General features: G+C 72.3%; 23 protein-coding genes. 11 read left to right on the top strand and 12 right to left on the bottom strand.

Features of this window, described 5'->3' with window-relative positions:
• Window positions 1-24 precede the first annotated feature (24 nt).
• The gene (locus OOK34_RS09105; protein ID WP_267033355.1) at window positions 25-1,968 is read left to right on the top strand and encodes a sialidase family protein; all 1,944 of its coding nucleotides are present in this window, start codon (window positions 25-27) and stop codon (window positions 1,966-1,968) included.
• 22 nt (window positions 1,969-1,990) lie between these two features.
• On the opposite strand, the gene OOK34_RS09100 is transcribed toward OOK34_RS09105, so the two are convergent.
• The 3 genes from OOK34_RS09100 to OOK34_RS09090 all read right to left on the bottom strand — a co-directional run bounded on the left by OOK34_RS09100 (window position 1,991) and on the right by OOK34_RS09090 (window position 6,549).
• Entirely contained in the window at window positions 1,991-2,716 is a 726-nt protein-coding gene (locus tag OOK34_RS09100; RefSeq protein ID WP_267033354.1) for a class I SAM-dependent methyltransferase, read from the bottom strand.
• Between the two features lie 284 nt (window positions 2,717-3,000).
• Window positions 3,001-3,201: a hypothetical protein gene (locus OOK34_RS09095; protein WP_267033353.1), complete on the bottom strand. Its 201-nt coding sequence runs from the start codon at window positions 3,199-3,201 to the stop codon at window positions 3,001-3,003.
• 180 nt (window positions 3,202-3,381) lie between these two features.
• A complete protein-coding gene (locus OOK34_RS09090) occupies window positions 3,382-6,549 on the bottom strand; it encodes a BTAD domain-containing putative transcriptional regulator (protein WP_267033352.1) in 3,168 nt (1,055 codons plus the stop codon).
• 154 nt (window positions 6,550-6,703) lie between these two features.
• Between OOK34_RS09090 and OOK34_RS09085 the strand changes: the two genes are divergently transcribed.
• Window positions 6,704-7,930, top strand: a complete 1,227-nt coding sequence (locus OOK34_RS09085; protein WP_267033351.1) for an amidohydrolase family protein — start codon at window positions 6,704-6,706, stop codon at window positions 7,928-7,930.
• Window positions 7,931-8,155: 225 nt separating this feature from the next.
• Here OOK34_RS09085 and OOK34_RS09080 read toward each other — a convergent pair whose 3' ends face one another.
• A complete protein-coding gene (locus tag OOK34_RS09080) occupies window positions 8,156-9,262 on the bottom strand; it encodes an alpha/beta fold hydrolase (RefSeq protein ID WP_267033350.1) in 1,107 nt (368 codons plus the stop codon).
• 221 nt (window positions 9,263-9,483) lie between these two features.
• Here OOK34_RS09080 and OOK34_RS09075 point away from each other — a divergent pair, with 221 nt between their 5' ends.
• The gene (locus OOK34_RS09075; RefSeq protein WP_267033349.1) at window positions 9,484-10,320 is read left to right on the top strand and encodes a helix-turn-helix transcriptional regulator; all 837 of its coding nucleotides are present in this window, start codon (window positions 9,484-9,486) and stop codon (window positions 10,318-10,320) included.
• Window positions 10,317-10,559, top strand: a complete 243-nt coding sequence (locus tag OOK34_RS09070) for a DUF397 domain-containing protein (RefSeq protein WP_267033348.1) — start codon at window positions 10,317-10,319, stop codon at window positions 10,557-10,559. The genes OOK34_RS09075 and OOK34_RS09070 overlap by 4 nt, the downstream gene beginning before the upstream one ends.
• Before the next feature lie 483 nt (window positions 10,560-11,042).
• Here the strand turns inward: OOK34_RS09070 and OOK34_RS09065 are convergent, their stop codons facing one another.
• Entirely contained in the window at window positions 11,043-11,783 is a 741-nt protein-coding gene (locus OOK34_RS09065) for a class I SAM-dependent methyltransferase (RefSeq protein WP_267033347.1), read from the bottom strand.
• A gap of 723 nt (window positions 11,784-12,506) precedes the next feature.
• Here OOK34_RS09065 and OOK34_RS09060 point away from each other — a divergent pair.
• Window positions 12,507-13,346: a serine protease gene (locus OOK34_RS09060; RefSeq protein WP_267033346.1), complete on the top strand. Its 840-nt coding sequence runs from the start codon at window positions 12,507-12,509 to the stop codon at window positions 13,344-13,346.
• A gap of 25 nt (window positions 13,347-13,371) precedes the next feature.
• Here the strand turns inward: OOK34_RS09060 and OOK34_RS09055 are convergent, their stop codons facing one another.
• From OOK34_RS09055 to OOK34_RS09045, 3 genes are read right to left on the bottom strand one after another with little or no spacing between them, the layout of a single operon-like run.
• Entirely contained in the window at window positions 13,372-13,812 is a 441-nt protein-coding gene (locus OOK34_RS09055) for an NUDIX hydrolase (protein WP_267033345.1), read from the bottom strand.
• A 60-nt stretch (window positions 13,813-13,872) separates the two neighbouring features.
• Window positions 13,873-14,769 carry an RNA polymerase sigma-70 factor gene (locus OOK34_RS09050; protein WP_267033344.1) on the bottom strand — a complete coding sequence of 299 codons (897 nt, stop codon included), beginning with the start codon at window positions 14,767-14,769 and terminating at the stop codon, window positions 13,873-13,875.
• 12 nt (window positions 14,770-14,781) lie between these two features.
• Window positions 14,782-15,996, bottom strand: coding sequence for an NAD(P)/FAD-dependent oxidoreductase (locus OOK34_RS09045; RefSeq protein WP_267033343.1), 1,215 nt, complete (start codon window positions 15,994-15,996; stop codon window positions 14,782-14,784).
• Between the two features lie 215 nt (window positions 15,997-16,211).
• Between OOK34_RS09045 and OOK34_RS09040 the strand changes: the two genes are divergently transcribed.
• Window positions 16,212-17,147, top strand: coding sequence for a L,D-transpeptidase family protein (locus OOK34_RS09040; RefSeq protein ID WP_267033342.1), 936 nt, complete (start codon window positions 16,212-16,214; stop codon window positions 17,145-17,147).
• On the opposite strand, the gene OOK34_RS09035 is transcribed toward OOK34_RS09040, so the two are convergent.
• From OOK34_RS09035 to OOK34_RS09020, 4 genes are all read right to left on the bottom strand, one after another.
• Window positions 17,119-17,811: a hypothetical protein gene (locus tag OOK34_RS09035; RefSeq protein ID WP_267033341.1), complete on the bottom strand. Its 693-nt coding sequence runs from the start codon at window positions 17,809-17,811 to the stop codon at window positions 17,119-17,121. The two genes, OOK34_RS09040 and OOK34_RS09035, sit on opposite strands and share 29 nt — an antisense overlap.
• 68 nt (window positions 17,812-17,879) lie before the next feature.
• A complete protein-coding gene (locus OOK34_RS09030) occupies window positions 17,880-18,059 on the bottom strand; it encodes a hypothetical protein (RefSeq protein WP_267033340.1) in 180 nt (59 codons plus the stop codon).
• 20 nt (window positions 18,060-18,079) lie between these two features.
• Complete coding sequence (locus tag OOK34_RS09025; RefSeq protein ID WP_267033339.1) at window positions 18,080-18,460, bottom strand: hypothetical protein; 381 nt, start codon at window positions 18,458-18,460, stop codon at window positions 18,080-18,082.
• Window positions 18,457-18,714 carry a hypothetical protein gene (locus tag OOK34_RS09020; protein ID WP_267033338.1) on the bottom strand — a complete coding sequence of 86 codons (258 nt, stop codon included), beginning with the start codon at window positions 18,712-18,714 and terminating at the stop codon, window positions 18,457-18,459. The genes OOK34_RS09025 and OOK34_RS09020 overlap by 4 nt, the downstream gene beginning before the upstream one ends.
• A gap of 188 nt (window positions 18,715-18,902) precedes the next feature.
• Here OOK34_RS09020 and OOK34_RS09015 point away from each other — a divergent pair, with 188 nt between their 5' ends.
• The 5 genes from OOK34_RS09015 to OOK34_RS08995 all read left to right on the top strand — a co-directional run bounded on the left by OOK34_RS09015 (window position 18,903) and on the right by OOK34_RS08995 (window position 25,340).
• A complete protein-coding gene (locus tag OOK34_RS09015; protein ID WP_267033337.1) occupies window positions 18,903-19,850 on the top strand; it encodes an LLM class F420-dependent oxidoreductase in 948 nt (315 codons plus the stop codon).
• A gap of 40 nt (window positions 19,851-19,890) precedes the next feature.
• A complete protein-coding gene (locus tag OOK34_RS09010; RefSeq protein WP_267033336.1) occupies window positions 19,891-20,676 on the top strand; it encodes an SDR family NAD(P)-dependent oxidoreductase in 786 nt (261 codons plus the stop codon).
• 120 nt (window positions 20,677-20,796) lie between these two features.
• A complete protein-coding gene (locus OOK34_RS09005) occupies window positions 20,797-21,918 on the top strand; it encodes an LLM class flavin-dependent oxidoreductase (protein ID WP_267036673.1) in 1,122 nt (373 codons plus the stop codon).
• A 72-nt stretch (window positions 21,919-21,990) separates the two neighbouring features.
• Complete coding sequence (locus tag OOK34_RS09000) at window positions 21,991-23,883, top strand: amidohydrolase family protein (protein WP_267033335.1); 1,893 nt, start codon at window positions 21,991-21,993, stop codon at window positions 23,881-23,883.
• On the top strand, window positions 23,880-25,340 hold the full coding sequence (locus OOK34_RS08995) for an aldehyde dehydrogenase family protein (protein WP_267033334.1): 1,461 nt from the start codon (window positions 23,880-23,882) through the stop codon (window positions 25,338-25,340). The genes OOK34_RS09000 and OOK34_RS08995 overlap by 4 nt, the downstream gene beginning before the upstream one ends.
• Window positions 25,341-25,379 lie beyond the last annotated feature (39 nt).

Raw genomic sequence — 25,379 nt, 5'->3', positions numbered from 1 at the left:
CAGAGGCCGAGTTAGCCTGCACGGGTGAGCTCGCAACAAGCAGGTGTTCGAATCCGCTGGGGCGTCCGGGTCTGGATCGGGGCCGCCGCCCTCGTCGCGCTGGTCCTCGTCGCCGTCGTCCTGCTGCCCGGCGCGCCCGCCGGAGGGGGCAAGCCGGGCGCCGCCGGCGGCGGCGCGGCGAAGCGGCCGGGCGGGCTGACCGCCGCCGTGTCCGCGCCGTTCAGCGCCTTCACCGAGGGCTACGACTGCTACCGCATCCCCACCCTCATCACCACCAAGGACGGCACCCTGCTGGCCATCGCCGAGGCCCGCACCGCGAGCTGCAACGACATCGGCGACATCGACCTCGTCCTGAAGCGGTCCACCGACGAGGGCCGCACCTGGGGCCCCATGCAGGTCGTCCGGGGCGCCGGCGACCCCGGCGCCTACGGCAACCCCGTCCCCGTCGTGGACTCCGCCTCCGGACGCATCACCCTGCTCCACGCCTACAGCACCTGGACCCCCGACGCCGACGGCAACCGCGTCCGCGGCCCCCGCGAACTGCGCCTGGCCCACAGCACCGACGACGGCGCCGGCTGGAGCACCGACCCCGCCCCGCAGCCCCAGCTCAAGGGCGCCGACTGGGCCTGGGTGTCCGTCGGCCCCGGCCACGGCATCCAGCTGACCCCGACCCGCCCCGACCGCCCCGGCCGGCTCGTCGTCAGCGCCGACTACCGCACCGAGTCCAACGAGTCCGGCGCCCAGCTCCTCTACAGCGACGACGGCGGCCTCACCTGGCGGCCCGGCGCCCGCTGGGGCGCCCCCGAGGGCACCCCCGCCCCCAACGAGCCCGCCCTGACCCAGCTCCCCGACGGCCGGATCTACGTCAACGCCCGCTCCACCGCCACCTGCGGCACCGCCGACCACCGCGTGGCGGCGATCGTCGAGGACGCCGCCGCGCCCGCCGTCCCGGAGCCCGGCTTCCTGCCGGTCCCCGCCCTGCCGGCCCCGCCCGCCTCCGGGTCGGTGCTCCAGCTGCCCGGCGGACCCCTGCTGCTGTCGGCGCCCAGCCGCCCCGGCGCGGAGTTCTCCGACCGCTGGACCCTGGCCGTGCGCACCTCGAAGGACGAGGGCCGCACCTGGTCGAAGGGCGGCGCCGTCGTCCTGCGCGAGCGCGCCGGCTACTCGGACATGACGGTCCTGCCGGGCGGCCGGGTCGGCATGCTCTACGAGACCGCCAACGGCACCCCGCACGGCTACATCAAGTTCACCGCCTTCGGCCCCCACGAGCTCCAGGCGGCCACCGAGGACCTCACCCCGCGCCGCACCACCGACGCCACCCCGTACCACAACCACGCCGTCGTCCACGGAGCCCCGAAGCTCGGCAACCGTCCCGACGGCGGGAAGGCCATGCGCTTCGACGGCAAGGACGACTTCCTGCGCCTGATCGACTGCCCCGACGAACTGCGCATCGGCGAGGGGGACTTCGCGGTCGCCACCTGGGTCAAGTACAAGACCCGCGGCCAGGACCGGGACAGCGGGCTGCGCCAGCCGCTCGTGTGGGGCTACGGCCAGGGCCCGGCCGCCAAGCAGTTCCGCATCGAGGCCGACCCCGCGACCGGCGGCCTCGAAGCCACCGTCAACGCCGGCACCGGCCCCGCCTCCGTGGCCACCCGCACCCGCGTCGACGACGACGCCTGGCACCACGTGGTCCTCCAGCGCAAGGGCACCCGGCTCGAACTGTCCGTGGACGGCGCCCCGGCCGCCACCACCGGACTCACCCCCGACCAGATGGACTTCCGGCCCACCGGAGCCTTCACCGTCCACCTCGGCACGCAGCCCGACTACAAGGCCTTCTACGCGGGCGCGCTGGACGACGTACGGATCTACGGGCGCGCCCTGTCCGGCAATGACATGGCCCGCCTGCGCGACGGCAACGACCTCACCGACCAGGAGCGGGTCCGGCTCACCTTCGACCGGATCTGGTGAGCGGGACGGCCCGGACGGCCCGCTAGGAGTCCTTCCGGGCCAGGACCAGCCGCCAGTGCGGGCTGCCGTCCTTCCGGTGGCCGAAGTGCTCCAGCGGGGCCGTCTCCACCCGGAAGCCCGCCGCCGTGAGGTCCGCGCGGACCGGGCCGAACGGGAAGGTGCGGTAGTACATCACGAAGGGCGGGCGCCACACGGCGTTGCGCACCCGCATCGCCGCGTCGAAGCCGGCCACCGCCCACCAGGCCGGCGAGGTGGGCGGGACCGGGGCGCCGACGGGGAAGGCGAAGACCCCGCCCGGCCGCAGCGCGCGGTGCACCCCGGCGAAGAGGGCGGGCCGCTCGGCCGGCAGGAAGTGGCCGAAGGCCCCGAAGCTCACCGCCAGGTCGTACGTGTCCCCGAGCGTCCGCGGCAGCTCCAGCGCGTCGGCCCGTACGAGGTCCACTCCCTCGGGATGCGCCCGCGCGGCCTCGGCCAGCATGCCCGCGCTGAGGTCGACCCCGGTGACGCGGTCCCGGCACAGCCGGCGCAGCATCGCCAGGCCCGCGCCCGTACCGCAGCAGACGTCCAGGCCGGAGCCGAAGGATCCCTCCCGCTGGGCGAGGGTCTCCTCGACGGCGTCGAGCATCCGCTCCGGGGTGCGGAAGGGGGTCCGGTCGAACTTGGGCGCGAGCAGGTCGTAGCCGTGCTCGACGGAGGAGAAGGCCTGGACGGCCAGTTCGCGCAGGCTGGGACCCTGTGAGGTGAACACGCTCACACCCTACGGCAGCGGGGGGATCCGGACACGGGTGCGCGGCGGCCGCGGTGGTCCCCCTCCTGGCCACCGCGGCCGCCGCTTCCCCGTGCTGTTCCCCCGTGTCGGACGGCCCTGAATTCCCCCGAATTCCCCCGTGGGCCGTCCGTCCGGCGTTCTTCCCTCGTGTTCCCCCGTGTTCCCCCGTACGTCCCCGAGCGGCTCCCCCGTACGTCCCCCGTACGACCGCTCAAGGCCCCCCGTACGTTTCCCCCGTACGTCCCCCGTACGTCGTGCCCGAACTACGGGCGCGGGCCGGACGCGTGGTTGTCCAGCGACACGATCTCCTCGCCGGAGGCGTGGTTGTCGAGCGGCTTGTCCGTGGACTTGACCACCGGCGGGTCGGCCGGCGGGTCCAGCGGATTGATGTCGGCGCCCGAGGCGTGGTTGTCGAGCGGTCTGATGTCGCCGTCGAGCGGCAGGCTGTTCTCGTTCGTCGTCATCGGATCTCCTGATGGTGAGTCGGTCCCGTTCGGCGATTCCCCCGTGGACCGCCGAACGGGTAGTCCTCCTGCCGGCCCGGGTGCCCCCCGACGCGCCGGGCCGATGCACCTATCGTGCCGCGCGGCGATAAACGAACGATGAACGCCCCGTCCATCCGTGAACCGCCCAGATCAGGGGCCTCAGGCCGCCAGCTCCGACGCCAACAGTGCCTGCACTTCTGCCAGTTCGGATGAGCCGAGCTGGGTGAAAACCGTCTCCGCGTCCCGCCAGCAGGCCCGCGCCCGGTCCGGCTGGCCCAGCCGCCGCAGCGCCTTGCCCAGCACGGTCAGCACGGTCGCCCGGCGCCACTCCCCGCCGATCCCGCGCAGCGCGATGGCCTGCTCGGCGTGCTTGGCGGCCAGGGTGGGCCGCAGGGCCGCCAGGTGGGCCTCGGCGAGCCGGAAGTGGGTGACGCCCTCCCACAGTGGCTGGCGGTTGTCGTGGAAGAGCGACAGCGCCTCGCCGAGCTGGTCCAGCGCCTCGGCGAGCCGGCCCGCCTGGGTGAGGGCGATGCCCAGCGCGTAGCGGCCGTTGGCCAGGCGCAGGGTCAGGCCCATCCGGTCGTAGACGGCGATGCCCTGCCGGGCGAGGTCTATGGCGCTGCCGAGGCGGCCCAGGCCGACGTGGATCCGGGAGAGGTTGCACAGGGCGCTGGCCTCGCCGATGTGGTTGCCGTCGGCCCGGAAGTTCTCTATGGCCTCCAGCAGGTAGCGCTCGCCGTCCTCGTACCGCTTCTGGTAGAGGGCGGTGATCCCGCGGTCGTTGGGCGCCCAGCAGCTGGGCAGCGGGTCGCCGGCCTCGCGGGCCAGGTCCATGGCCTGGCGGGCCTCGTCGTCGGCCTCGGTGAACCGGCCCGCGAAGAGGTGGACCATGGTGAGGGTGGTCCGCGCGCGGCCCTCCGCCCGGGGGTCCCGTGCGGCGCGGGCGGCCTCGCGCAGGGTCAGCGCGGCCGATTCGTACTGCTTGGAGTTGGCGCCGGACTCGGAGAGGTCCTTGGCCGCCCACAGCAGGTCGACGGCCCGGCGCAGGGCGCCCGGCCGTCCGGCGGACTGCCGTACGCAGGCCAGCAGCGGGTCGGCCTCGGCGAACAGCCAGTCCAGGGCGGCGCGGGGGTCGGTGAGGGTCAGGCCGGGGTGGCGGGTGGCGCTGAGGTGGGCGGGGAGGCGGTCGCCGGGCCGCTCGACGCCGTAGACCCGGGCGGCGGTGGCGAGGTAGAAGTCGAGGAGCCGGTCCAGGGCGTCCTCGCGGCCGCCGCTCTGTTCGTCGCGCTCGGCGCACGCACGCGCGTAGAGGCGTACGAGGTCGTGGAAGCGGTAGCGGCCGGGCGCGGCCGATTCCAGCAGGGAGCAGTCGACTAAAGCCTCGAGGAGGTCCTCGGTGTCGTACTCGGGCAGTTCGAGCACGGCGGCCGCGGCGGCCAGGGAGATGTCGGGGCCGTCGGCGAGGCCGAGGAGGCGGAAGGCACGCTGCTGGGCGGGCTCGAGCTGCCCGTAGCCGAGCTCGAAGGTGGCCTTGACGGCGAGGTCGCCGGCCTGGAGCTCGTCGAGGCGGCGGCGCTCGTCGGCGAGCTTGGCGGCGAGGACGGAGACGGTCCAGGTGCGGCGGGCGGCGAGCCGGGAGGCGGCGATGCGGATGGCGAGCGGCAGGAACCCGCAGGCGCCGACGACGTCGAGGGCGGCCTGGCGTTCGGCGCCGACCCGTTCGGTGCCCACGATGCGGGTGAACAGCTGTAGGGCCTCCTCGGGGCTCATCACATCGAGGTCGACGAGATGGGCCCCGGCGAGGCCCGACATCCGGACCCGGCTGGTGACGAGGGCGGCGCAGCCGGCGGTGCCCGGGAGCAGCGGGCGGACCTGGGCGGCGTCGCGGGCGTTGTCGAGCAGTACGAGGACGCGGCGCCCGTCGAGGATGGAGCGGTAGAGCGCGGCCCGGTCGGCGGGGGAGTCGGGGATGGAGCTGTCGGGGGTGCCGAGGGCCCGCAGGAAGGAGCCGAGGACGGCTTCGGGGAGGGCGGGGCGGGGTTCGGTGCCCTGGAGGTCGACGTAGAGCTGGCCGTCGGGGAAGTGCGGCCGGGCGGCGTGGGCGACGTGCACGGCGAGGGTGGTCTTGCCGACGCCGCCGATGCCGGCCAGCGCGGAGACGGCCATGACCTGGCCCTCGGCGCCGGCGAGGATCGTCCCGAGTTCGGCGACGAAGGGGGTGCGGCCGGTGAAGTCCGAGACGGTGGCGGGCAATTGCGCGGGCCTCACGGGTACGGGCGCGGCCGTCGGGACGGGGTCCTCGGCGCGGGCGAGTTCGGCGTCGGCGTTCAGGATCCGCTGCTGGAGCGCGGAGAGCTCCGGGCGCGGGTCGACGCCGAGTTCCTCGGCGAGGAGCCGGCGCGTGTCGGCGTACACGGCGAGGGCCTCGGCCTGGCGGCCGCTGCGGTAGAGGGCGAGCATCAGCAGCTCGCGCAGCCGCTCCCGCAGGGGGTGGGCGGCGGTGAGGGCGGTCAGCTCGGAGACGGCCTCGGCGTGGTGGCCGACCTCCAGGTCGAGGTCGAGGCGGGTCTCCAGCAGCTGGAGGCGCCACTCGGCGAGCCGGGTGCGTTCGGTCTCGGCGTGCGGGCCGGGTACCCCGGCGAGGGGTTCGCCGTCCCACAGGTCCAGGGCGCGGGCCAGCAGCGTACGGGCCAGGGCGCGGTCTCCGGCGGCGCGGGCCTTCTCGGCGTCGGCGGCCAGGCTGCGGGCGATGCCGAGGTCCAGGGCCTCCTGGTGGCGCAGCCGGATCGCGTAGCCGCCGGCGTCGGTGACGAGCAGCTCGGGGTCGAGCACCTTGCGCAGCCGGGAGGCGTACGTGCGGATGGTGGCGAGGGCCTGCTGCGGGGGGTCCTCGCCCCAGATGGCGTCGATCAGCTCGGGCGCGGTGGCGGTGCGGCCGTCGCGCAGCAGCAGCACGGCGAGCAGGGCGCGCTGCTGGGGGCTGCCGGAGGGCAGGGCTTCGCTGCCGCGCCAGGCACGGACGGGGCCGAGGACGGCGAAGCGGTTGTCGGCGGGGGCGGGGGCGGGGGGTGTGGGGGGTGCGGGGGGCGTGGGGGAGCCGGCCGCTTCGGGGGATGCGGGCACGGGGCTGTCGGGCGGTGTGCCGGTACGGGTGCCGGTGGTGGTGGCGGCGGTGGTGGTGGCGGTGTCGGCGCCCGTGCCCGGGCTGGTGCCCGTGCCCGTGCTGGTGTCGGCGCCCGTGCTGGTGCCGGTGGTGCTGGTGCCGGGCCGGGACCGGGCCGCGTCGGGGTGGTTCCGCTGGTGCGGGATGGCCGGTTCGCCGTCCATCTCTCGTCCCCCCTGCCTTCCGTCGGTTTAAGGGTCAGTCTGCCCTGTGTTGCGCGTACACGTCAGCCCGTAGCGGAGGCATCCGCTCCCGGCCTGAGTGCCACTGCGGCGGGAATAGCTGACGGTTCGTCAGTTCAGCGCTACGGTAGAGCACATGGAGACCTTCCCGAAGATCATCTCGGTGGACGACCACACGGTGGAGCCCCCCCATGTCTGGCGGGACCGGCTCCCGGCCAAGTACCGCGACACCGGCCCCCGGATCGTCCGCGCCCCGCTCAAGGAAATGACCTTCCTCGGCGGCAAGTTCGCCCCGGTCATGGGGGCCAAGGGCGACGACGGCCCGGTCGGCGACTGGTGGGTGTACGAGGACCTGCGCCGGCCGCTCACCCGCCTCGACACCGCGGTGGGGTACGACCGTGACGAGATCAAGCTGGAAGTCATCACCTACGAGCAGATGCGCCCGGGCTCCTTCTCGGTTCCCGAGCGGCTCGCCGACATGGACGTCAACCACGTCCAGTCCGCCCTCTGCTTCCCGACCTTCCCGCGCTTCTGCGGCCAGACCTTCACCGAGGCCAAGGACCGCGAACTCGGCCTGCTCGGCGTACGGGCCTACAACGACTGGATGGTGGAGGAGTGGTGCGGCCCGCTAGCCCGCGGCCGCCTGATCCCCCTGACCCTCGTCCCCCTGTGGGACGCCCGCCTCGCCGCCGCCGAAGTACGCCGCAACGCCGCGCGGGGCGTGCGCGCGGTCGCCTTCTCCGAGATACCCCCGCACCTGGGGCTCCCCTCGATCCACACCGACGAGTGGGACCCCTTCCTCCAGGCCTGCGACGAGACCGGCACGGTCATCGCCATGCACATCGGCTCCTCCTCGCGCATGCCCTCCACCTCGGCAGACGCCCCGCCGGCCGTCGGCTCCACCATCACCTTCGCCAACTGCTGCTTCTCGATGGTCGACTGGCTGATGAGCGGCAAGTTCGAACGCTTCCCCAACCTGAAGATCATGTACGCCGAGGGCCAGATCGGGTGGATCCCCTACATCCTCGAGCGCGCGAACGTGGTCTGGGAGGAGAACCGAGGCTGGGGCGGAGTCGCCGACAAGGTGCTGCGCCCGCCGGCCGAGCTGTTCGCCGAGCACGTCTTCGGCTGCTTCTTCGACGACGCCTTTGGCCTCCGCAACCTGGACGCCATCGGGGTCGGCAACGTCCTCTACGAGACGGACTACCCGCACTCGGACTCCACCTGGCCGAAGTCCCGCGAGGTCGGCGAGTCCCAGATGGGCCACCTGGCCCCGGACGTCGTGGACCGCATCGTGCGCGGCAACGCCATCGACCTGCTGGGGCTGACGACGGAGGGGCTCTGGGCGGGGGCGGGGGCGTAAGGGGCCTGCGTGACGGCTCGGGCGGCCTGTTCGTTCAAGCGGACAGGGGCAGGCCGCCCCACGCCGAGGAGGCCCACCATGACCGGCGTAAGCGCGAGAAGTTCCTGAACTGGATCGCCGAGGGCGGCCTGCCGGACCTCACCGGTCCGGTGGAGGCGGCGGCCGAGCCGGCGGGCGAGCCCCTCGCGGGCGCGGACCCTGTCGGGGGTGGGGCGCCCGGCCCGGTCAGGCGGTGACGGGACGGTCCGGCGCGAGCGCCGGGCGGACGTGGGTCAGGAGGAGCTCCAGGAAGCGCTCCGGGTCGCGGAACGACGCGAAGTGGCTCGCGCCCTCGATCAGCGCGAACGCCTTCACCGGCGCCTCCACCGCGTCGAAGTACGCCTTCGCGCGTGCTGCCGGGGTGATCACGTCCTCGGCGCCCTGGAACACGAAGAACGGCACCTGGAAGTGGGTCCCGTCCGCCCAGTCGTCGAAGCGGCCCGTTCCGGTCGTCACCGACTCCGAGAAGGCCTGGGCCTTGAAGTACGCCGCGATGTGCTTCAAGGAGTACAGCGGCGACAGCCACATCGAGCCCAGGACCACCTTCTTCACGGTCTCCAGCGTCAGCGGGTCGCTCCCCGCGCACAGCTTGTCGTACGAGGACCGCTGCGCCGGGCTCCACCGGCGCGGGTCCGGCCCCATCGCCTCCACCCTCGCCACGTCCTTGGCCTTGCCGGCCGCCCGGAGCCGCTCCAGGGTGGCGTCGTAGGCGGAGGTGTCACGGCCCGCCTCCTGGACGTTCTGGTCGGTGCCGACGTACGCGGAGTACAGCTCGGGGTGGCTGCGGGCCAGCCGGAGCCCGAACACCGTGCCGAAGGAGCTCGGCATCAGCACCACCCGCTCCACGCCGAGCCGCTCGCGGATGTGGTGGGTGACCTCCAGCGCGTCCGCGTACAGCCGCTCGAAGCCGATCCCGCCGCCGTCGGCGCCCTGGCCCTCCCGCCCGCCGTGGGCGAAGGTCAGCCCGGCGCCGCGCATGTCCCAGCGCACGAGCGTGAAGTGCCGCTCCCAGGACCGGGTACGGGCGCCGTAGGGGGAGTTGGCGGCGCCGGGCCCACCGTGGATCTCCAGCAGCACGGGGTTGGCCCGGTCCTCCCCCCGGACGGAGATCCACTGCTCGATCCCCCCGATGCGGACGAAACCCTGCTCGTCGATGCCGCCCGGCGTCTCGATCCGCATCAGGCGGGCATTGGCGGCCCGGCGCACGGCCCGGTGGGCGAAGAGCCCGACGGCGGGCGCGGCGAGGGCTGCGGTGGCGGTGGCGGTGGCGGTGGCGGCGATGACTCCGAGCATTACTGTTTCCCCCAGACACTGTTTTGCGGACGAGGGGGAGCTTACGTGAATACGGCGGCTTGTAAAGGCCGTTGAGGGGCTGGGAGTGGCGGTTTGGGTGCTGATTTCGACCGGGGTGCCGCTACTGGGGGCGTTGTACGAGTGGGGGTGCTGGACCGGGGGAACACCGCTCGCGAACGTGGCATGCAGGCGCGCGAGTTGGGGGTGTCAGGGTGCAGCATGTGGATGACCAGGGCGTCGAACCCGAAGAGGTGGAGGACCCGAACGGGGCTCTACGGAGCTTCGCGGAGGTTGCGAAGGCCTTCCGTAAACGGTCCCGCCTGACCCAGGAGGAGATGGCCGAGCGGATCGGTTACTCGGTCCAGTACGTCGGCTCGGTGGAACAGGCCCGCCGCTACCCGAGCGAGCGGTTCGTGGACCGCATGGAGTCGGAGCTCGACTGCTTCGGCGCGGTCAAGGGCGCGGCCCGGCACCTGACGAAGCCGAGGCGGGTGGCGTCGTGGTTCAAGAAGTGGGCACTGCTGGAGCCGGCTGCGGTGAGTCTGTATACGTACGAGTGCCGGATGGTGCCAGGGCTGTTGCAGCGGGAGGAGTACGCCCGAGGGATCTTCGCGGAGCGAGTGCCGCCGTTGGAGGACGCGAGGATAGAGGCCCAGGTGGCGGGCCGCCTGGAGCGCCAGCACATCCTGCGCGACCTGCCGAACTCCTCGTTCAGCTTCATCATCGAGCAGTCGGTCTTCGACCGGCATTTCGGCGGGCGGGAGGTCATGCGCGACCAGGTCGACCACATCCTGGGACTGATCCGGCTGCGCAATGTGACGGTCCAGATCATGCCGAAGGAACAGGCCGAGCACGCGGGCCACGATGGCCCCATCCGGTTGCTGGAAACTCCAGACCATCAGTGGCTCGCCTACAGCGAGGGACAGCGGACCGGTGTGCTCATCTCGGATCCCTCGGAGGTCAGCATCCTCCATCAGCGGTATGCCAAACTGCGTTCACAGGCCCTCAATCCCGCCGACTCCTTGGGCCTGTTGGAGCAAACGCGAGGGACGCTATGAGCAACTCGGATCTGCACTGGTTCAAGAGCAGCTACAGCGGTGGCGACGGCGACAGCTGCGTCGAGGTCGCCCTCTCCTGGCACAAGTCGACGTACAGCGGTGGCGACGGCGACGACTGCGTCGAGGTGGCCACCTGCGCGGACACCGTCCACGTCCGGGACTCCAAGCTGGCCACCAGCCCCGAGCTGGCCCTGGCCCCCGCGGCCTGGGTGGCATTCCTGGGCGGTGTCACGGGCTGACGGGGTTCCAGCCGGACCTGATCAGAGAAGGTATGGGGCTTTCCCGTCAGTCTCATCGTCCTTCCGTGTCGGGCCGGCCTGTCAAGGGCGCTCCTTCGTCGCGTCGCTTCGCGATGGCCTTCGGCCACCCTTGACAGACCGTCCCGCCCCGGAAAAACGAAGACTGCCGGGAAACCCCCAAAAGAACGGTCACGGGGCGGGAGCAGGAGGAGCGGCCCCTCAGCGATGAGGCGAGGGGCCGGGCCTTGGCCTGCCGGGCATCCGGCCCTGGCCAGGAAGGGCCCAGGGCCGGGGGCCCGGGGCGCGTCAGATCGCTACGCGCTTCTCATTTCTCAGCGCCTACCGACCGCCTTGGGCTGATCCCTGCACCAAATGGTGACCAGGGTGAGGCGGGAAGCGAGGGGCGCGTCAGATCGCTACGCGCTCCTCATATCTCGGCGTCTGGCGGCCGTCTGGGGCTGATACCTGCACTGGGCCGCGTTTTTAGAGGTCGGCGATGACGAGCCGGTAGCCGATGTCGAGGGTTTCGCGGTTGAGCAGGTCGGCGTGGCGTTCGTGCCACAGGCCGGACGACAGGTCGTCGGAGAGTCGGGCCAGGCCCGGACGGAGAACTTCCTCGCCGGTCTGGGCGAACATGGACATGCCGGCGCGTACTTGCGGGTCGAGGTAGGCCTCGGGGCGGCGCCAGAAGGCGGCGCCGAATCCGTCGGTGCAGTCATGCGGGATCGGGACCGTCTCGACGCGGGCTCCTCCCAGCAGTGCGGTCAGCCGGTCGATCGGGACGGCCCGGGTGTCGTTGAACGCGGCCACATCCGGCAGGTACTCGTCCGCCAGCCAGAAGCTGCGCTGGATGGTCTGGTCCCAGGTGAAGATGACGACGCGCCGCCGGGCGATGCGAAGCAGCTCCGCGATACCGGCTTCCAGGTCGGTCCAGTGGTGCACGGTGAGGAGGGCCATTACCGCGTCGGCGGAGTCGTCGGGGAGGGGGATCGACTCGGCGGATGCCTGGAGGGCCCGCGCGGAGCCGGTTGGACGCTGGGCGATCATCACCGAACTGGGTTCGACCGCCAGCACCGTTTGCGGCGGTTCGTAGGAGCCGGTGCCCGCACCTACGTTGATCACCGTCGCAGCATCGCCGAGCGCCGCGTGGATCTGGGCAGCGATCCGGGGATCCGGCCGTCGGGTGTGACTGTAGGTCGTACCAATGCTGTCATATGTGGTCATGACGGACAGTGTGCTGCTTCGCCGCGCAGTCCTCGAACGAATTCGGCGACCAAGAGCGTCATTGGAGTTTGACTGTAGGGGACATGCGGCATTTCGAGACACCGGATTGGTCCTCGAGAGCGTGAAGTGCCCTACTTCCCTGGCAACTTGAGCCCGTGCGTGTGGATGCCCAAGACGGCCGCCGGCCGCTGGGATCTGAGAAGCGCGTAGCGATCTGACGCGCCCATGAGCTCCTCCCGCCGCTCTGATCAACATTTGGTGCAGGGATCAGCCCCAGACGGCCGGTAGGCGCTGAGAAATGAGGAGCGCGTAGCGATCTGACGCGCCCCGGGCCCCCGGCCCCGGGCCCTTCCTGGCCAGGGCCGGATGCCCGGCGGGGCAAGGCCCGGCCCCTCGCCTCATCGCTGACGAGGCCGCTCCTCCCCTCCTGCCCCGTGACCGTTCCTTTGGGGGGTTCCCGGCAGTCTTCGTTTTTCCGGGGCGGGGCGGTCGGTCAAGGGTGGCCGAAGGCCATCGCGAAGCGACGCGACGAAGGAGCGCCCTTGACAGGCCGGCACGACACGGAAGGACGATGGGACTGACGGGAAACCCCCAAACCGTCTCTGATTCCGGCCCGCTGAATCCCGCCAACCCGACCCCTCCCGCACCACCTCCAGCACCCCCGGCCTTGCACCCTGGCGTGCTGCCGGGGCATGCTTCGCCAGGGCAAAGTGGGGAGGGATCATGGCGGTGGACAAGCGGACCGTGGTGACGGCGGTGCTGTGTGCGCTGGCGGCGCTGGGCGCCTCTGCGGCGGTGGCTGAGCTGGTGCCGCCGCCCGACGGGGCTGTTCCCGTACGGGCCAAGTCGGCCGCGCCCTCGGGGTCGCCGACCGCCTCTTCGCGATCGCAAGCGTCGAAACCTCAGCTTGCCGCGCCCCCGCCGTCCCCTGCGGCCCCCAAGCCCGGCGGGCCCGCCGCGTTCACCGGTGCGCTCTTCACCGGCGGCCTGGACGGCGACCACTTCTGCACCGCGACCGTCGTGCGCAGCCCGGGCAAGAACATGATCGTCACCGCCGGCCACTGCCTGATGGAGGGCAAGCAGGCCCGTGAAGGCGGCGCCGTCTTCGCACCCGCGTACGCGAACGGCGTTGCCCCGTACGGGGTGTGGAAGATCGAGGAGGTCTTCGAGGACGAGCGCTGGGCCGAGGGTACGGACGACGACTACGACCTCGCCTTCGCCCGCCTGGCCCCCGACGACAAGGGCCGCACCATCGAGGACGTCACCGGCGGCGCGACCCTGGACACCACGGGCCGCGCGGGCGAGGAGGTCACGGTGACGGGTTACCCCGCCGACCGCAAGGTTCCGCGCATCTGCACGGCGGTCACCGTCCGGCTCGGCGAGCGGGAGCAGCGCTTCGACTGCGCCGACTTCCCCGGCGGGACCAGCGGCAGCGCCTGGATCGCCCGCGACGGCAAGATCATCGGGATCCTGACCGGCGGGGAGACGGACGACGTCTCCACGAGCACGATCCTCGGCGACTACGCCGCCCAGCTCTACGCGAAGGCCACCGGCAAGCACTGACCGCCCCGCCGCGCCGTGCCGGAGCTCAGGCCAGCAGCCCCAGGTGGACCGGGTCGGCCGGGGTGCCGGAGAGCAGGTCGGGCAGGCGCGGGGGCCAGAGGGGCTCGCCGAGGGTGGCCAGGCGCTGCGGTGACAGCCACTGCCAGTGGATGTCGGGGGCTTCGAGCACGGGCTCGCGGCGCGGGCCCGTGGTGACGTAGATGTGCTCGTGCTGGCGGACCGGGACGCCCTGGTGGGTGAAGTCGTGCTCCCAGGTGCACAGCAGCCGCTGCGGCTCCAGGTCGGTCCACCCGGTCTCCTCGCGCAGCTCGCGCCGCACGCACTCCTCGGGGGTCTCGCCCGGGTCGATGCCGCCGCCCGGGGGCAGCCAGTGGATGCCGACTTCGATGTTGTTCTCCCGGAACAGGAACACCGACCCGCCGGGAGAGAGGACGACAATGCGGGCTGCCTGACGCGGAGTTCTCATCAGCTCAGGGTAAGTCGGGGCCCTGCCCTGGCGGGAGGGGTCGGTGGGGTGCCCGGGGATTCATCGCAGGGTCAGCGGGGTCTCCGCCTCGAGGCGGGACAGCTTCTCCGGGTTGCGGACGTAGTAGAGGCCGGTGATGCGGCCGTCCTCGACCTGGAGCGCGATGACACCGTCGAGTTCGCCGTCCAGGTGGACGACGAGTCCCGGGGCGCCGTTGACCACGGTGGGAGCGACGGTGACCGGCAGTCCGTTCTTGCGCATGCCCCCGATCATGAAGCGGGCCACGTTCCAGGCGCCGGTGATCGGCCGCACCGCGGCCTGCTTGATACCGCCGCCGTCGCCCATCAGGACCACGTCCGGGGCGAGCACGTCGAGGAGGCCCTGGAGGTCCCCGGTCTCCAGTACGCGCCAGAACGACTCCATCGCCGTCCGGGTCTCGCTCGCGGAGACCACCTCGCGCGGGCGGCGGGCGTCGACGTGCTTGCGGGCGCGGTGGGCGATCTGGCGGACGGCCGCCGGGGTCTTGTCGACGGCGGCCGCGATCTCCTCGTAGCCGACGTCGAAGACCTCGCGCAGGACGAAGACGGCGCGCTCGGTCGGCGACAGCGTCTCGAGGACGAGCATCACCGCCATCGACACGCTCTCGGCCAGCTCGACGTCCTCGGCCACGTCCGGCGCGGTGAGCAGCGGCTCGGGCAGCCACGGGCCGACGTACGACTCCTTGCGGCGGGTCATGGTGCGCAGCCGGTTGAGCGCCTGGCGGGTCGTGATCCGGACCAGGTAGGCGCGCTGCTCGCTGACCTGCGTCAAGTCGACCTCGACCCACCGCAGCCAGGTCTCCTGGAGGACGTCCTCGGCGTCGGCGGCCGAGCCGAGCATTTCGTAGGCGACCGTGAAGAGGAGGTTGCGGTGGGCGACGAAGACCTCGGTCGCCGCCTCGATGGCGTGCTCGCTCATACAACTTCCTTCTTACCGGACGGTGGTTCGAACCGGCTCACCGTACGAGATCGTCTCCTGCTTGGCCTCCAGCAGCTGACGACGTGTGTCACCTCCCGAGCTGCGGTGCAGCTTGTACGAACCGGGCTTGTGCCCCTCGTCGGCCAGGTGCTTGACGACGACCTTGCACACGGTCTCCTTCAGCTTCGCGCCGAGGCGGCCGTCGATGTGGAACCACACCGCGACGTCCGACCTCTTGGCGAACTGGAAGATGCCGCTGTGCCGGCCCAGGCTGATGCACTGCGCGGCGAACGACTGGTTGAGGGTCTCGGGCCGTTCACCCGCGATCCGGCTGAGGACGGTGTCGGCGGCCCGCGCGCCCAGCGGCATGGCGGCCTGGCAGCTCATCCGCAGCGCCAGGTCCGACGGCGCCGCCGAGTCCCCGGCCGCGACGATCCTCTCGTCGTCCACGCTCGTCAGCGTCTCGTCCGTCAGCAGGCGGCCCAGGGCGTCGGTGCTCAGCCCGCTGCGCACCGCCAGGTCCGGCACGGCGAAGCCGGCGGTCCAGATGGTCACCTCGCTCGGCAGCTCGCGACCGTCGGCGAGCCGTACGGCGTCGCGCGACACGGCCGTCACCTTCGTGTCGGGCCCCTCGAGCACGGTCACCCCGAGCTTCGCCAGCCGCCCGGCGACCGAGCGACGACCCCGGGCGTGGAGGTACGGGCCGAGCACCCCGCCGCAGACCAGGGTCACGGCACGCCCCTCCTCCGCCAGCTCGGCGGCGGTCTCGATACCGGTCGGCCCGGCGCCGACCACCGTCACCGCGGCCGACGCGGACGCGGCCTCGAGGACCGGCTGCAGCCGCTGCGCCTCCTCCAGAGTGGCGAGCGGGAAGGCGTACTCGGCCGCTCCGGGCACGCGCGGGTCGGCGCTGCCGCTGCCCACCGCGTACACCAGGTAGTCGTAACCGACCGTGCCGCCCGACGCCAGCTCCACGCCGCGCCCCGCCGCGTCGATCCGCGCCACGGTGTCGACCACCAGCCGGACCCCCTCGGCCAGGACGTCCCGGTACTCGACGACCGCCGAGTCGGACCCGCCCACCAGCTGGTGCAGGCGGATGCGGTGGACGAAGGACGCCCGCGGGTTGATCACGGTCACCGTCACGTCTTCGCGCTGCGTCAGCCGGTTGGCCGCCATCACGCCCGCGTAACCGCCGCCGATGACGACGATTTCGGTGTTCTTGTTCATGGTGTCTCCCTCGCTTCGAACGCTTCCGGCAACAAGACACCGCCCGGCCGGTCCCTGTGACAGCGTTCGCGTTCTTTTTCGGATTCTTTTTTCGACGTGGCCGGTCCGGAGCCCGTCGGCGGCCCCGTCGGCGGATTCCGCTTGCCCGCGCCGCAGGGGCTGCGGGAGTACGCCGTTCACCGGGAACGATGATCACCTGATGTACGGTCGGGTGAATGAAGAAGCACGCCCGAGCCCGATCCCGCTTCCGGACCGGCGGTCGCACGCCGTCCCGTACGGGCCCCGGTTCGGCCGAAAGCAGGCGTTCCGCTTCGCCCGGCCGGCCGCCCAGGGCCCTGCTCGTCGTGGCCGCCCTCGGCCTGCTGACCTTCGGGGCCGGATGGGTGCACGCCGTGTACGAGCAGCCGGGCGCGCCCGCCCAGCCGGCCCGCTCGGACGCCCGCCCCCAGGGCCAGCTCCGCCCCCAGGCCCAGACCGGGACCCCGGCGCAGCCCCAGGCCCAGGCCCAGGCCCAGGGCGGCCCGGGTCACGCCACGCGAGGTACCCCGCGCGCGGACGCCCTCCAGGGGCTCCCGGACTCCCTCAGCGCGGCGACCCGGGCCAGGATCCCCGGGGACGCGCGGCAGCTGGTGCTGGTCACCGGCAAGGCGAAGGACTCCTCGGACTCCGCCGTCACCTTCTTCACGCGGACCGGCATCGGCGCCGACTGGACCGCGGCCGGGCACTGGCCGGCCCGCAACGGCGCCAACGGCTGGTCCACCGAGCGCGAGTACGGGGACCTGACCTCCCCGCAGGGGGTGTTCTCCCTCACCGACGCGGGCGGCCTGCTGCCGGCCCCGCCCGGCACGAAGCTCCCGTACGACCGGGACCCGGCGTTCGTCGCGACGGGCCTGGGCGTGAACGGGGAGTCCCTGGCGGGCTCCTTCGATTACGTGGTGGCGATCGACTACAACCGCAGGCAGGGCATGTCCCCGCTCGACCCGGTCAAGCCGGAGGGCGAGGCCAAGGGCGGCAACATCTGGCTGCACGTGGACCACAACGGCCCCTCCCACGGCTGCGTCGGCCTCCCGAAGGAGGCGATGGAGCAGCTGCTGAAGACCCTGGACCCGGCGGCGCACCCGGTCATCGCGATGGGCCCGGCGGGCTTCTGAAGCCGCCCCTGACGCCCCTGACCTCACCGGGCCCGGCCTCACCGCTTCCGGCCCCGTCGGGCCGCAGGAGCAGCAGCCCGATGTAGGCGAGGTCGAAGACGGAGCACAGCACGCCCAGCCCGAGGACGAAGCCGGACCCTTCGCGCACCCCGAACAGCACGGTCGGCGCGAGGGTGCCGAGCCACTTGGCGACGGCGATGAGCAGCGACTGCCCGCGCGGGCCGCGCCGGGCGGCGTAGAGGGCGATGAACAGCCCGGACATCAGCAGGTTCTGCAGGAACGCCGAGTAGCGGGTGGCGTCGTGCGTCCCGAAGTGCGCGAGGAACAGCCACTGCACGGCGAAGCCGGCGCCGAGGACGAGCGTGCTCCAGGCGGCGAACAGCGGCCGGGTCACGAAGCCGGGCAGTTCGGCCCGGCCGAAGCGCAGGTAGGTGTACAGGATCACCGCGTCGGCGGCGGCCCACACCACGTTGACCACTCCCTGCGGGGACACCCCGGTGCGGAAGTCCGTGACGGCGTAGGTCGTCTCCCAGGCGAAGTTCAGCGCGAGCGCGGCGACCGGCATGGCGTACGTCCGGTCCCGCAGCCCGACCCGGATGGCCTCGACGTACACGACGGTCCAGGCGATCCCGCTGACGAGGGTGAGCATCAGATCCACTTCCACGCGCGCACCCTAGGCGCTGCGCCCGCCCCCGCACAGTCCCCGGGGACCGCTCAGACGCGCACCGCTGGCTACGCGCCGGTGCGGCCTTCCTGCTCTGCAGCGGCCTCCCGCGCTGCGAGGATCGTCAGCCAGTGCTCGGCGGCCGCGTCGATGAAGCGCGAGAACCCGCCCGCGCCCACGCGTTCCTCGATCTGCTCGGCGATGGACCGCCGCATGGTCACGGACTTCTTCACGGTGGTCCTGGACATGTCGGTCCCTTTGGCGCCGGTCACGGAGTGAGGTCCAGGATTCGGACGGGCTCGCCCTCCCACCGCTTCGGGGCCGTGGTGGCGACGATCGCGCCGTCGGGCCGGTCGGCGGTGGGCTGGGCGGCGTGCAGGCAGTGGGCAGTGGCCCAGCTCTCGTCCCGCGCGACGGCCAGCGCGGCGGGCAGGTCCAGGTCGAGGACGATGACGCCGGGCAGGGCCGCGAGGTGCTCCGCCGTGCCGGGCCGGGCCCGGTCGGCCTCGACCAGCGCACAGGCAGGGGCGTACAGGAACCAGCCGGACTCGGCGTGGGCCCGGTGGATGAGGCGCGAAACCAGGACGTTGCCGCGGCCGGCGGCGGTCATCGCCGTCTCGTCCAGCACGATGTGTACGGGCTCGGTCACCGGGGCCTCGCCCCTTGGAGGCGGCGGTCCAGCTCGCTGTCTAGCTCCTGCTGCTCGGCGGCCGTCGGCGCGTAGCCGTTCCAGTCGCGCAGCGCGGCACGTGCGCGTTCGGCACGTTCGGCGCGCTCGGCCGGGGTCAGCAGGGTCTCGGCCAGACGGGCCAGGTAGGCGCGGAGCGACAGCCCCTCGGCAGCCGCTATGGCGGCGAGTCTGTCCTTGGCTTCCTCGGGGATACGGATGTTCGCATCGGGCATCGTCGTGCTCCTTCCCATCCTTCGAGGGTACGGGTACGCACCCGTACCCGCCACCCATCCTCGCGCGATTCCACCCCGCCCCTTGCCTGACGGACCGTCAGCTATGACGATGGGGCCCGGCACCGGTATGCCGAATCGGCAGTCGAAGCGGTGCGCGGACCGGCGGACGAAGGCGAGGCGGGCTCGGTATGGCACGCGTGTTTCCGGAAGGCCGGCTGGCGTACGGGATGCAGCTCCCCGTCCAGTCGCAGAGCACCATCTACGCCGAGCCCTGGGAGGCCTCGGCCGGCGCGGCCGACCTCGCCGAGGTGGCGCGCGCCGCCGACCGGGCCGGCTTCGGGTACGTGGCCACCTGTGACCACGTGGCCGTCCCGCGCCGGCTCGCCGGCCCCATGAGCACCGTCTGGTACGACCCGGTGGCCACCCTGGCCTTCTTGGCCGGGATCACCGAGCGGGTGCGGCTGCTGAGCCACGTGGCGATCGTCGGCCTGCGCCACCCCCTGGTCACCGCCAAGCAGTACGCGACCCTCGACCACCTCTCCGGGGGCCGCCTGATCCTCGGGGTCGGGGCCGGGCACGTCCAGGAGGAGTTCGAGGCGCTCGGCGTCGACTTCGGGCGCCGCGGGGCCGTCCTCGACGAGACCCTGGACGCGCTGCGCGCGGCGCTGGGGCCCGAGGAGTACCCGGAGTTCGAGGGGGAGCGGTTCTCCTTCCGGGACCTCGGGCAGCTGCCCCGCCCCGCCCAGGCGCGCATCCCCGTCTGGGTCGGCGGCTCCTCGCCCGCCGCCGTCCGCCGGGCCGCCGTACGCGGCGACGGCTGGCTCCCGCAGGGGGACCCGCGCGACCGGCTTCCGGCGCAGATCGCCCGCCTGCGCGAGCTCCGCGCGGCGGCCGGGAACACCGGGCCCGTCGAGATCGGCGCCATCACCGAGCCCCTCTACGTCGGCGAGCCCGCCTGGGACACCGGCCGCCGCACCCTCACCGGCAAGGCGGAGGCGCTCGCCGAGTCCCTCCGGGAGTACGGGGCGCTGGGCGTGAACCAGATCCAGGTCCGCTTCCGCAATCGCGACCGCGCCGAACTCGTGGACCAGATCACCGCGTTCGGGGCCGAGGTGGCCCCGCTCCTCAACCAGTGACTCCTCAACGACTGGCTCCTCAAACCACTAGGGGTACCCCATGGGCAAGCTGGACGGGCGCGTCGTCATCATCACCGGTGCGGCGCGCGGCCAGGGCGAGCAGGAGGCCCGCCTCTTCGCCGCCGAGGGCGCGAAGGTGCTGCTGGGCGACGTACTGGACGAGCAGGGCGCCGCCGTCGCCAAGGAGATCGGCGAGGACCGGGCGCGGTACGTACGGCTGGACGTGAGCCGGGAGGAGGACTGGGAGGCCGCCACGGCCACCGCGAAGGAGGCCTTCGGCCCGGTGGACGGGCTGGTCAACAACGCGGGCATCCTGCGCTTCAACGAGCTGACCGCGACCCCGCTGGAGGAGTTCCGGCAGGTGGTCGAGGTCAACCAGGTCGGCGCCTTCCTCGGCATCAGGGCGGTCGCGCCCGAGATCGAGGCGGCCGGCGGCGGGACCATCGTCAACACCTCCTCCTACACCGGCCTGACGGGCATGGCGTACGTGGGCGCGTACGCGGCGACGAAGGCGGCGATCCTCGGGCTGACCCGGGTGGCGGCGCTGGAGCTGGCCGCGAAGAACATCCGGGTCAACGCGATGTGCCCGGGTGCGGTGGACACCCCCATGGCCAACCCCGGGCTGCTGGACCCGGCGGGGATGACGGACGAGGCCAGGGATGCGATGGCCGAGCTGTACAAGCGGGTGGTCCCGCTGGGCCGGGTGGGGCGGCCGGAGGAGATCGCGAAGCTGGCCCTCTTCCTGACCGGCGACGACTCCTCCTACATCACCGGCCAGCCCTTCGTCGTGGACGGCGGCTGGACGGCCGGCGTCAGCATCATCTGACGTCTCCTGACGGACCGTCAGATGAACCCCTGCGGCTCTATTGACGGCCCCGCCCCGCGGTGGAACAGTCGGACCCATCAAATCTGACGCAACGTCAGAAACCTAAGGACGGTGAACCCCTTGGAATTCGGGCTCTTCGTGCAGGGATACGTGCCCGAGGCGCGGTCCAAGGTCGACCCCGAGGCAGAGCACAAGGCGCTGCTCGAGGAGACCCAGTACGTCATCCAGGCCGACAAGTCCGGCTTCAAGTACGCCTGGGCCTCGGAGCACCACTTCCTGGAGGAGTACTCGCACCTCTCGGCCAACGAGGTCTTCCTCGGATACCTCGCCGCCGCCACCGAGCGCATCCACCTCGGCTCCGGCATCTTCAACCCGCTCGCCCCGGTCAACCACCCGGTGAAGGTGGCCGAGAAGGTCACCATGCTCGACCACCTCTCCAAGGGCCGCTTCGAGTTCGGCACCGGGCGGGGCGCCGGCAGCCACGAGATCCTCGGCTTCATGCCCGGCATCACGGACATGAACCACACCAAGGAGATCTGGGAGGAGACCATCGCGGAATTCCCCAAGATGTTCCTCCAGGAGGAGTACGAGGGCTTCCAGGGCAAGCACTGGTCCCTCCCGCCGCGCAAGGTCTTCCCCAAGCCGTACGGCAAGGCCCACCCGGCCATGTGGTACGCCGCCGGCTCCCCCTCCTCGTACGCGATGGCGGCGAAGAAGGGCCTGGGCGTCCTCGGCTTCAGCGTCCAGAAGGTCTCGGACATGGAATGGGTCCTCGACCAGTACAAGACGGCGATCCGGGAGGCGAAGGCGATCGGCGCCTTCGTCAACGACAACGTGATGGTCACCTCGACCGCGATCTGCGCCGAGACCCACGACAAGGCCGTCGAGATCGCGGTCAACGCCAACATGAACCGCTTCCAGTCGCTGGTCTTCCGCTACCACGACACCTTCCCGCGCCCGGAGGCGATCCCGCAGTGGCCGGAGACCCTCCCCGAGTACAACGCGGAGATCATCGAGCTGCTCATCGCGGAGGAACTCCTCATCTGCGGTGACCCGTCCGAGGTCCGCGCCCAGTGCAAGCGCTGGGAGCAGGCAGGCGCCGACCAGCTCTCCTTCGGCCTGCCGACGGGAGTCTCGCCCGAGGACACGATGACCACCATCAAGCTCATCGGCGAACACGTCATCCCGCACATAGACACGGACCCGATCCACCGCACCACCCGCTTCCGCCAGTCCGCGTAGTCCCGGCGGGGCTGGAGTGCGCGCAGCGCACTTCCAGCCCCGCCGGCGTTTGAGGCGCGGGCGCGGAGCGCCGTGTCTTTCCAAGCCCCGCCGGCGCTTGAGGCGTGGGGGTCCCCCCGGACGGAGTCTGGGGGAGGTGGAAGGGCGGGTAGGGGACAGCCCCGCAGGGCCCCCACCCCCGCCCGGCCAGGGCAACGGCACAGGGACACACAGGAGGGGAACATGCTCGACCACCTCATCCGCGGGGCGACCGTCGTAGACGGCACCGGCGCCCCCGCATACGTCGCAGACATCGGCATCCGCGACGGCCGCATAGCCGTCATCGCGGAACCCGGCCGGACGACGACAGAGGACACCCGCACCAGCGAGGACGCCACCGGCCTCGTCCTCACCCCCGGGTTCGTCGACCCGCACACCCACTACGACGCCCAGCTCTTCTGGGACCCGTACGCCACCCCCTCCATGAACCACGGCGTCACCACCGTCGCCGGCGGCAACTGCGGCTTCACCCTGGCCCCCCTCAACCCCGCCCGCCCCGAGGACGCCGACTACACGCGCCGCATGATGAGCAAGGTCGAGGGCATGGCCCTCAAGGCCCTCGAAGAAGGCGTCGACTGGACCTGGTCCGGCTTCGGCGAGTACCTCGACGCCCTCGAAGGGCGGATCGCCGTCAACGCCGGTTTCATGGTCGGCCACTGCGCCCTGCGCCGCCACGTCATGGGCGAGGACGCCGTCGGCGGACAGCCCACCCCCGAGCAGCTGCGGCAGATGGTCGACCTCCTCCACGACGCCATGAACGCCGGCGCCTGGGGCCTGTCCACCACCCAGTCCTCCACCCACTCCGACGGCGCCGGCGCCCCCGTCGCCTCCCGGCACGCCGGGCCGGAGGAACTCCTCGCCCTCTCCCGCGCCGTCGCCGAACACGAGGGCACCCAGCTCGAGGCCATCGTCGCCGGCTGCCTCGACCAGTTCTCCGACGAGGAGATCGACCTCTTCGTCGGCATGAGCGCGGCCGCCGGCCGGCCCCTCAACTGGAACGTCCTGACCATCGACGCCGCCGTCCCCGAACGCGTCCCGCGCCAGCTGATCCCCTCCGAGCGCGCCCGCGCCGCCGGCGGCCGGATCGTGGCGCTCACCATGCCGATCCTCACCCCCATGAACATGTCCCTCGGGACCTTCTGCGCCCTCAACCTCATCCCCGGCTGGGGCGAGGTCCTCGCACTGCCCGTCCCCGAACGGATCGAGAAGCTCCGCGACGCGGACGTCCGCGCCGAGATGCTGCGCCGCGCCGACAGCAAGGAGGCCGGAGTCTTCCGGCGCCTGGCCAACTTCGGGCGCTACGTCATCGGTGACACGTACAGCAAGGAGAACGAGGGCCTCTCCGGCCGGGTGGTCGACGACATCGCCGCCGAGCGCGGCCAGGACGCCTTCCACTGCCTCGTCGAGATCTGCGCCAACGACGACCTGCGCACCGTCCTGTGGCCGATGCCCAGCGACAACGACCCCGCGAGCTGGGCCCTGCGCGCCGAGACCTGGCAGCACGAGGACGTCATGCTCGGCGGCTCGGACGCCGGCGCGCACCTGGACCGGATGTGCGGGGCCCCGTACACGACCCGCTTCCTCGGCGACTGCCTGCGCGGCCGCAAGCTGGTGCCGCTCGAGCAGGCGGTACGGATGCTCACCGACGACCCGGCCCGGCTGTTCGGGCTGCGCGAGCGCGGCCGGATCACCGAGGGCTACCACGCGGACCTGGTCCTCTTCGACCCGGAGCGCATCGACGCCGGGCCCGCGACCCTGGTCCACGACCTGCCCGGGGACAGCCCCCGGCTGGACGCACGGGCGACGGGCATCGTCTCCGTACGCGTCAACGGCGTGGAGACCGTCCGCGACGACGAGGTGACCGGCGCGATCCCGGGCATCGTGCTCCGGTCGGGCCGGGACACGAGGACGGTGAGCACACGGTGACCAAGCTCTACATCGGCGGCGAGTGGGTGGAGCCCGACGGCGGCCACTACGAGGTGGTCAACCCGGCCGACGAGTCCGTGGTGGGCCTGGCCCCCGAGGCCTCGCGCGCCCAGGTCGAGGAGGCCGCCCGGGCCGCCGCCGAGGCCTTCGGTACGTGGTCCCGTACGGCCCCCGGGGAACGCGCGGCGATCCTCGACCGGGCCGCCGACATCATGCAGCGGGAGTTCGAACCGTGGGCCGCCCTCGCGCAGGCGGAGACGGGCGCGCCCACGGGCATCGCGCGCGGGATGCAGGTCGGGGTCGGGGTCGCCCGCTTCCGGCGGTACGCGAAGGGCGCCCTGGAGCCGGTCGAGCGGGGCATCGCGCCGCAGGTCACCGAGGCCGGCCCGATGGGGAAGGCCGGCATCCTGGGGGCGCTGGAGGTGCGCCAGCCGGTCGGGGTGGTCACCTGCATCACCTCGTACAACAACCCCTGGGCGAACCCGGCGGGCAAGGTGGCCCCGGCGCTGGCCATGGGGAACACGGTGGTGGTCAAACCGGCGCCGCAGGACCCGCTGTCGGTGTTCAAGATGGCGGCCGCCCTGCACGAGGCGGGGGCCCCGGCGGGCGTGGTGAACGTGGTCTCGGGCGCCTCGGTGGAGGTCGGCGAGGCGGCGGTGGACTCCCCGTACGTGGACATGGTGTCCTTCACCGGCTCCACGGGCGTCGGGCAGCGCATCGCCGAGGTGTGCGGGCGCTCCATGAAGCGGCAGCTCATGGAGCTGGGCGGCAAGGGCGCGGCCGTCGTCTTCGAGGACGCCGACCTGGACGCGGCGGTGATGGGGATCGGCACCACCTTCTCCTTCTACTCCGGCCAGATCTGCACCGCCCCGACCCGGGTGATCGTCCACCGGTCGGTGTACGAGCCGCTGGTGGAGAAGCTGCGGGGCTACCTGGCCTTCATGAAGGTCGGCGACCCGGCGGAGCGGGGCACGGTGGTGGGCCCGGTGATCTCGGCGGCGCACCGCGACCGCGTGGAGTCGTACGTGGAGCTGGGCAGGAAGGAGGGCGCGCGGATCGCGTACGGCGGGGAGCGCCCGGTGGTGGGGGACGCGGGGAAGGGCTTCTACGTGGCCCCGACGCTGCTGGTGGACTGCACGAACGAGATGCGGGTGGTCCGCGAGGAGATCTTCGGCCCGGTCGTGGTGGTGGTCCCCTTCGACGGGGACGAGGAGGAGGCGATCCGGCTGGCGAACGACAGCGACTTCGGGCTGCTGAGCTACGTGTGGTCCGGGGACGCGGCGCGCGCCTTCCGGGTGGCGCGCCGGCTGCGGGCGGGCGGGGTCGGGGTCAACACGATCGGCCGGAACATGGAGGCGCCGTTCGGGGGCTTCAAGCAGAGCGGGGTGGGGCGCGACGTGGGCTCGTACGCACTGCACGCGTACAGCGAGATGCAGTCGATCGTCTGGACGGCTTAGGGGAGTAGGGGGGTGGAGGGGCCCTGGCGGGCCCCTCCG

The sequence above is a fragment of the Streptomyces sp. NBC_00091 genome (assembly GCF_026343185.1).
In the GTDB taxonomy this organism is placed as follows: Bacteria; Actinomycetota; Actinomycetes; order Streptomycetales; family Streptomycetaceae; genus Streptomyces.
The sequence above is the reverse complement of the archived record's forward strand: the minus strand, read 5'-3'. Positions and strand labels throughout refer to the sequence as shown.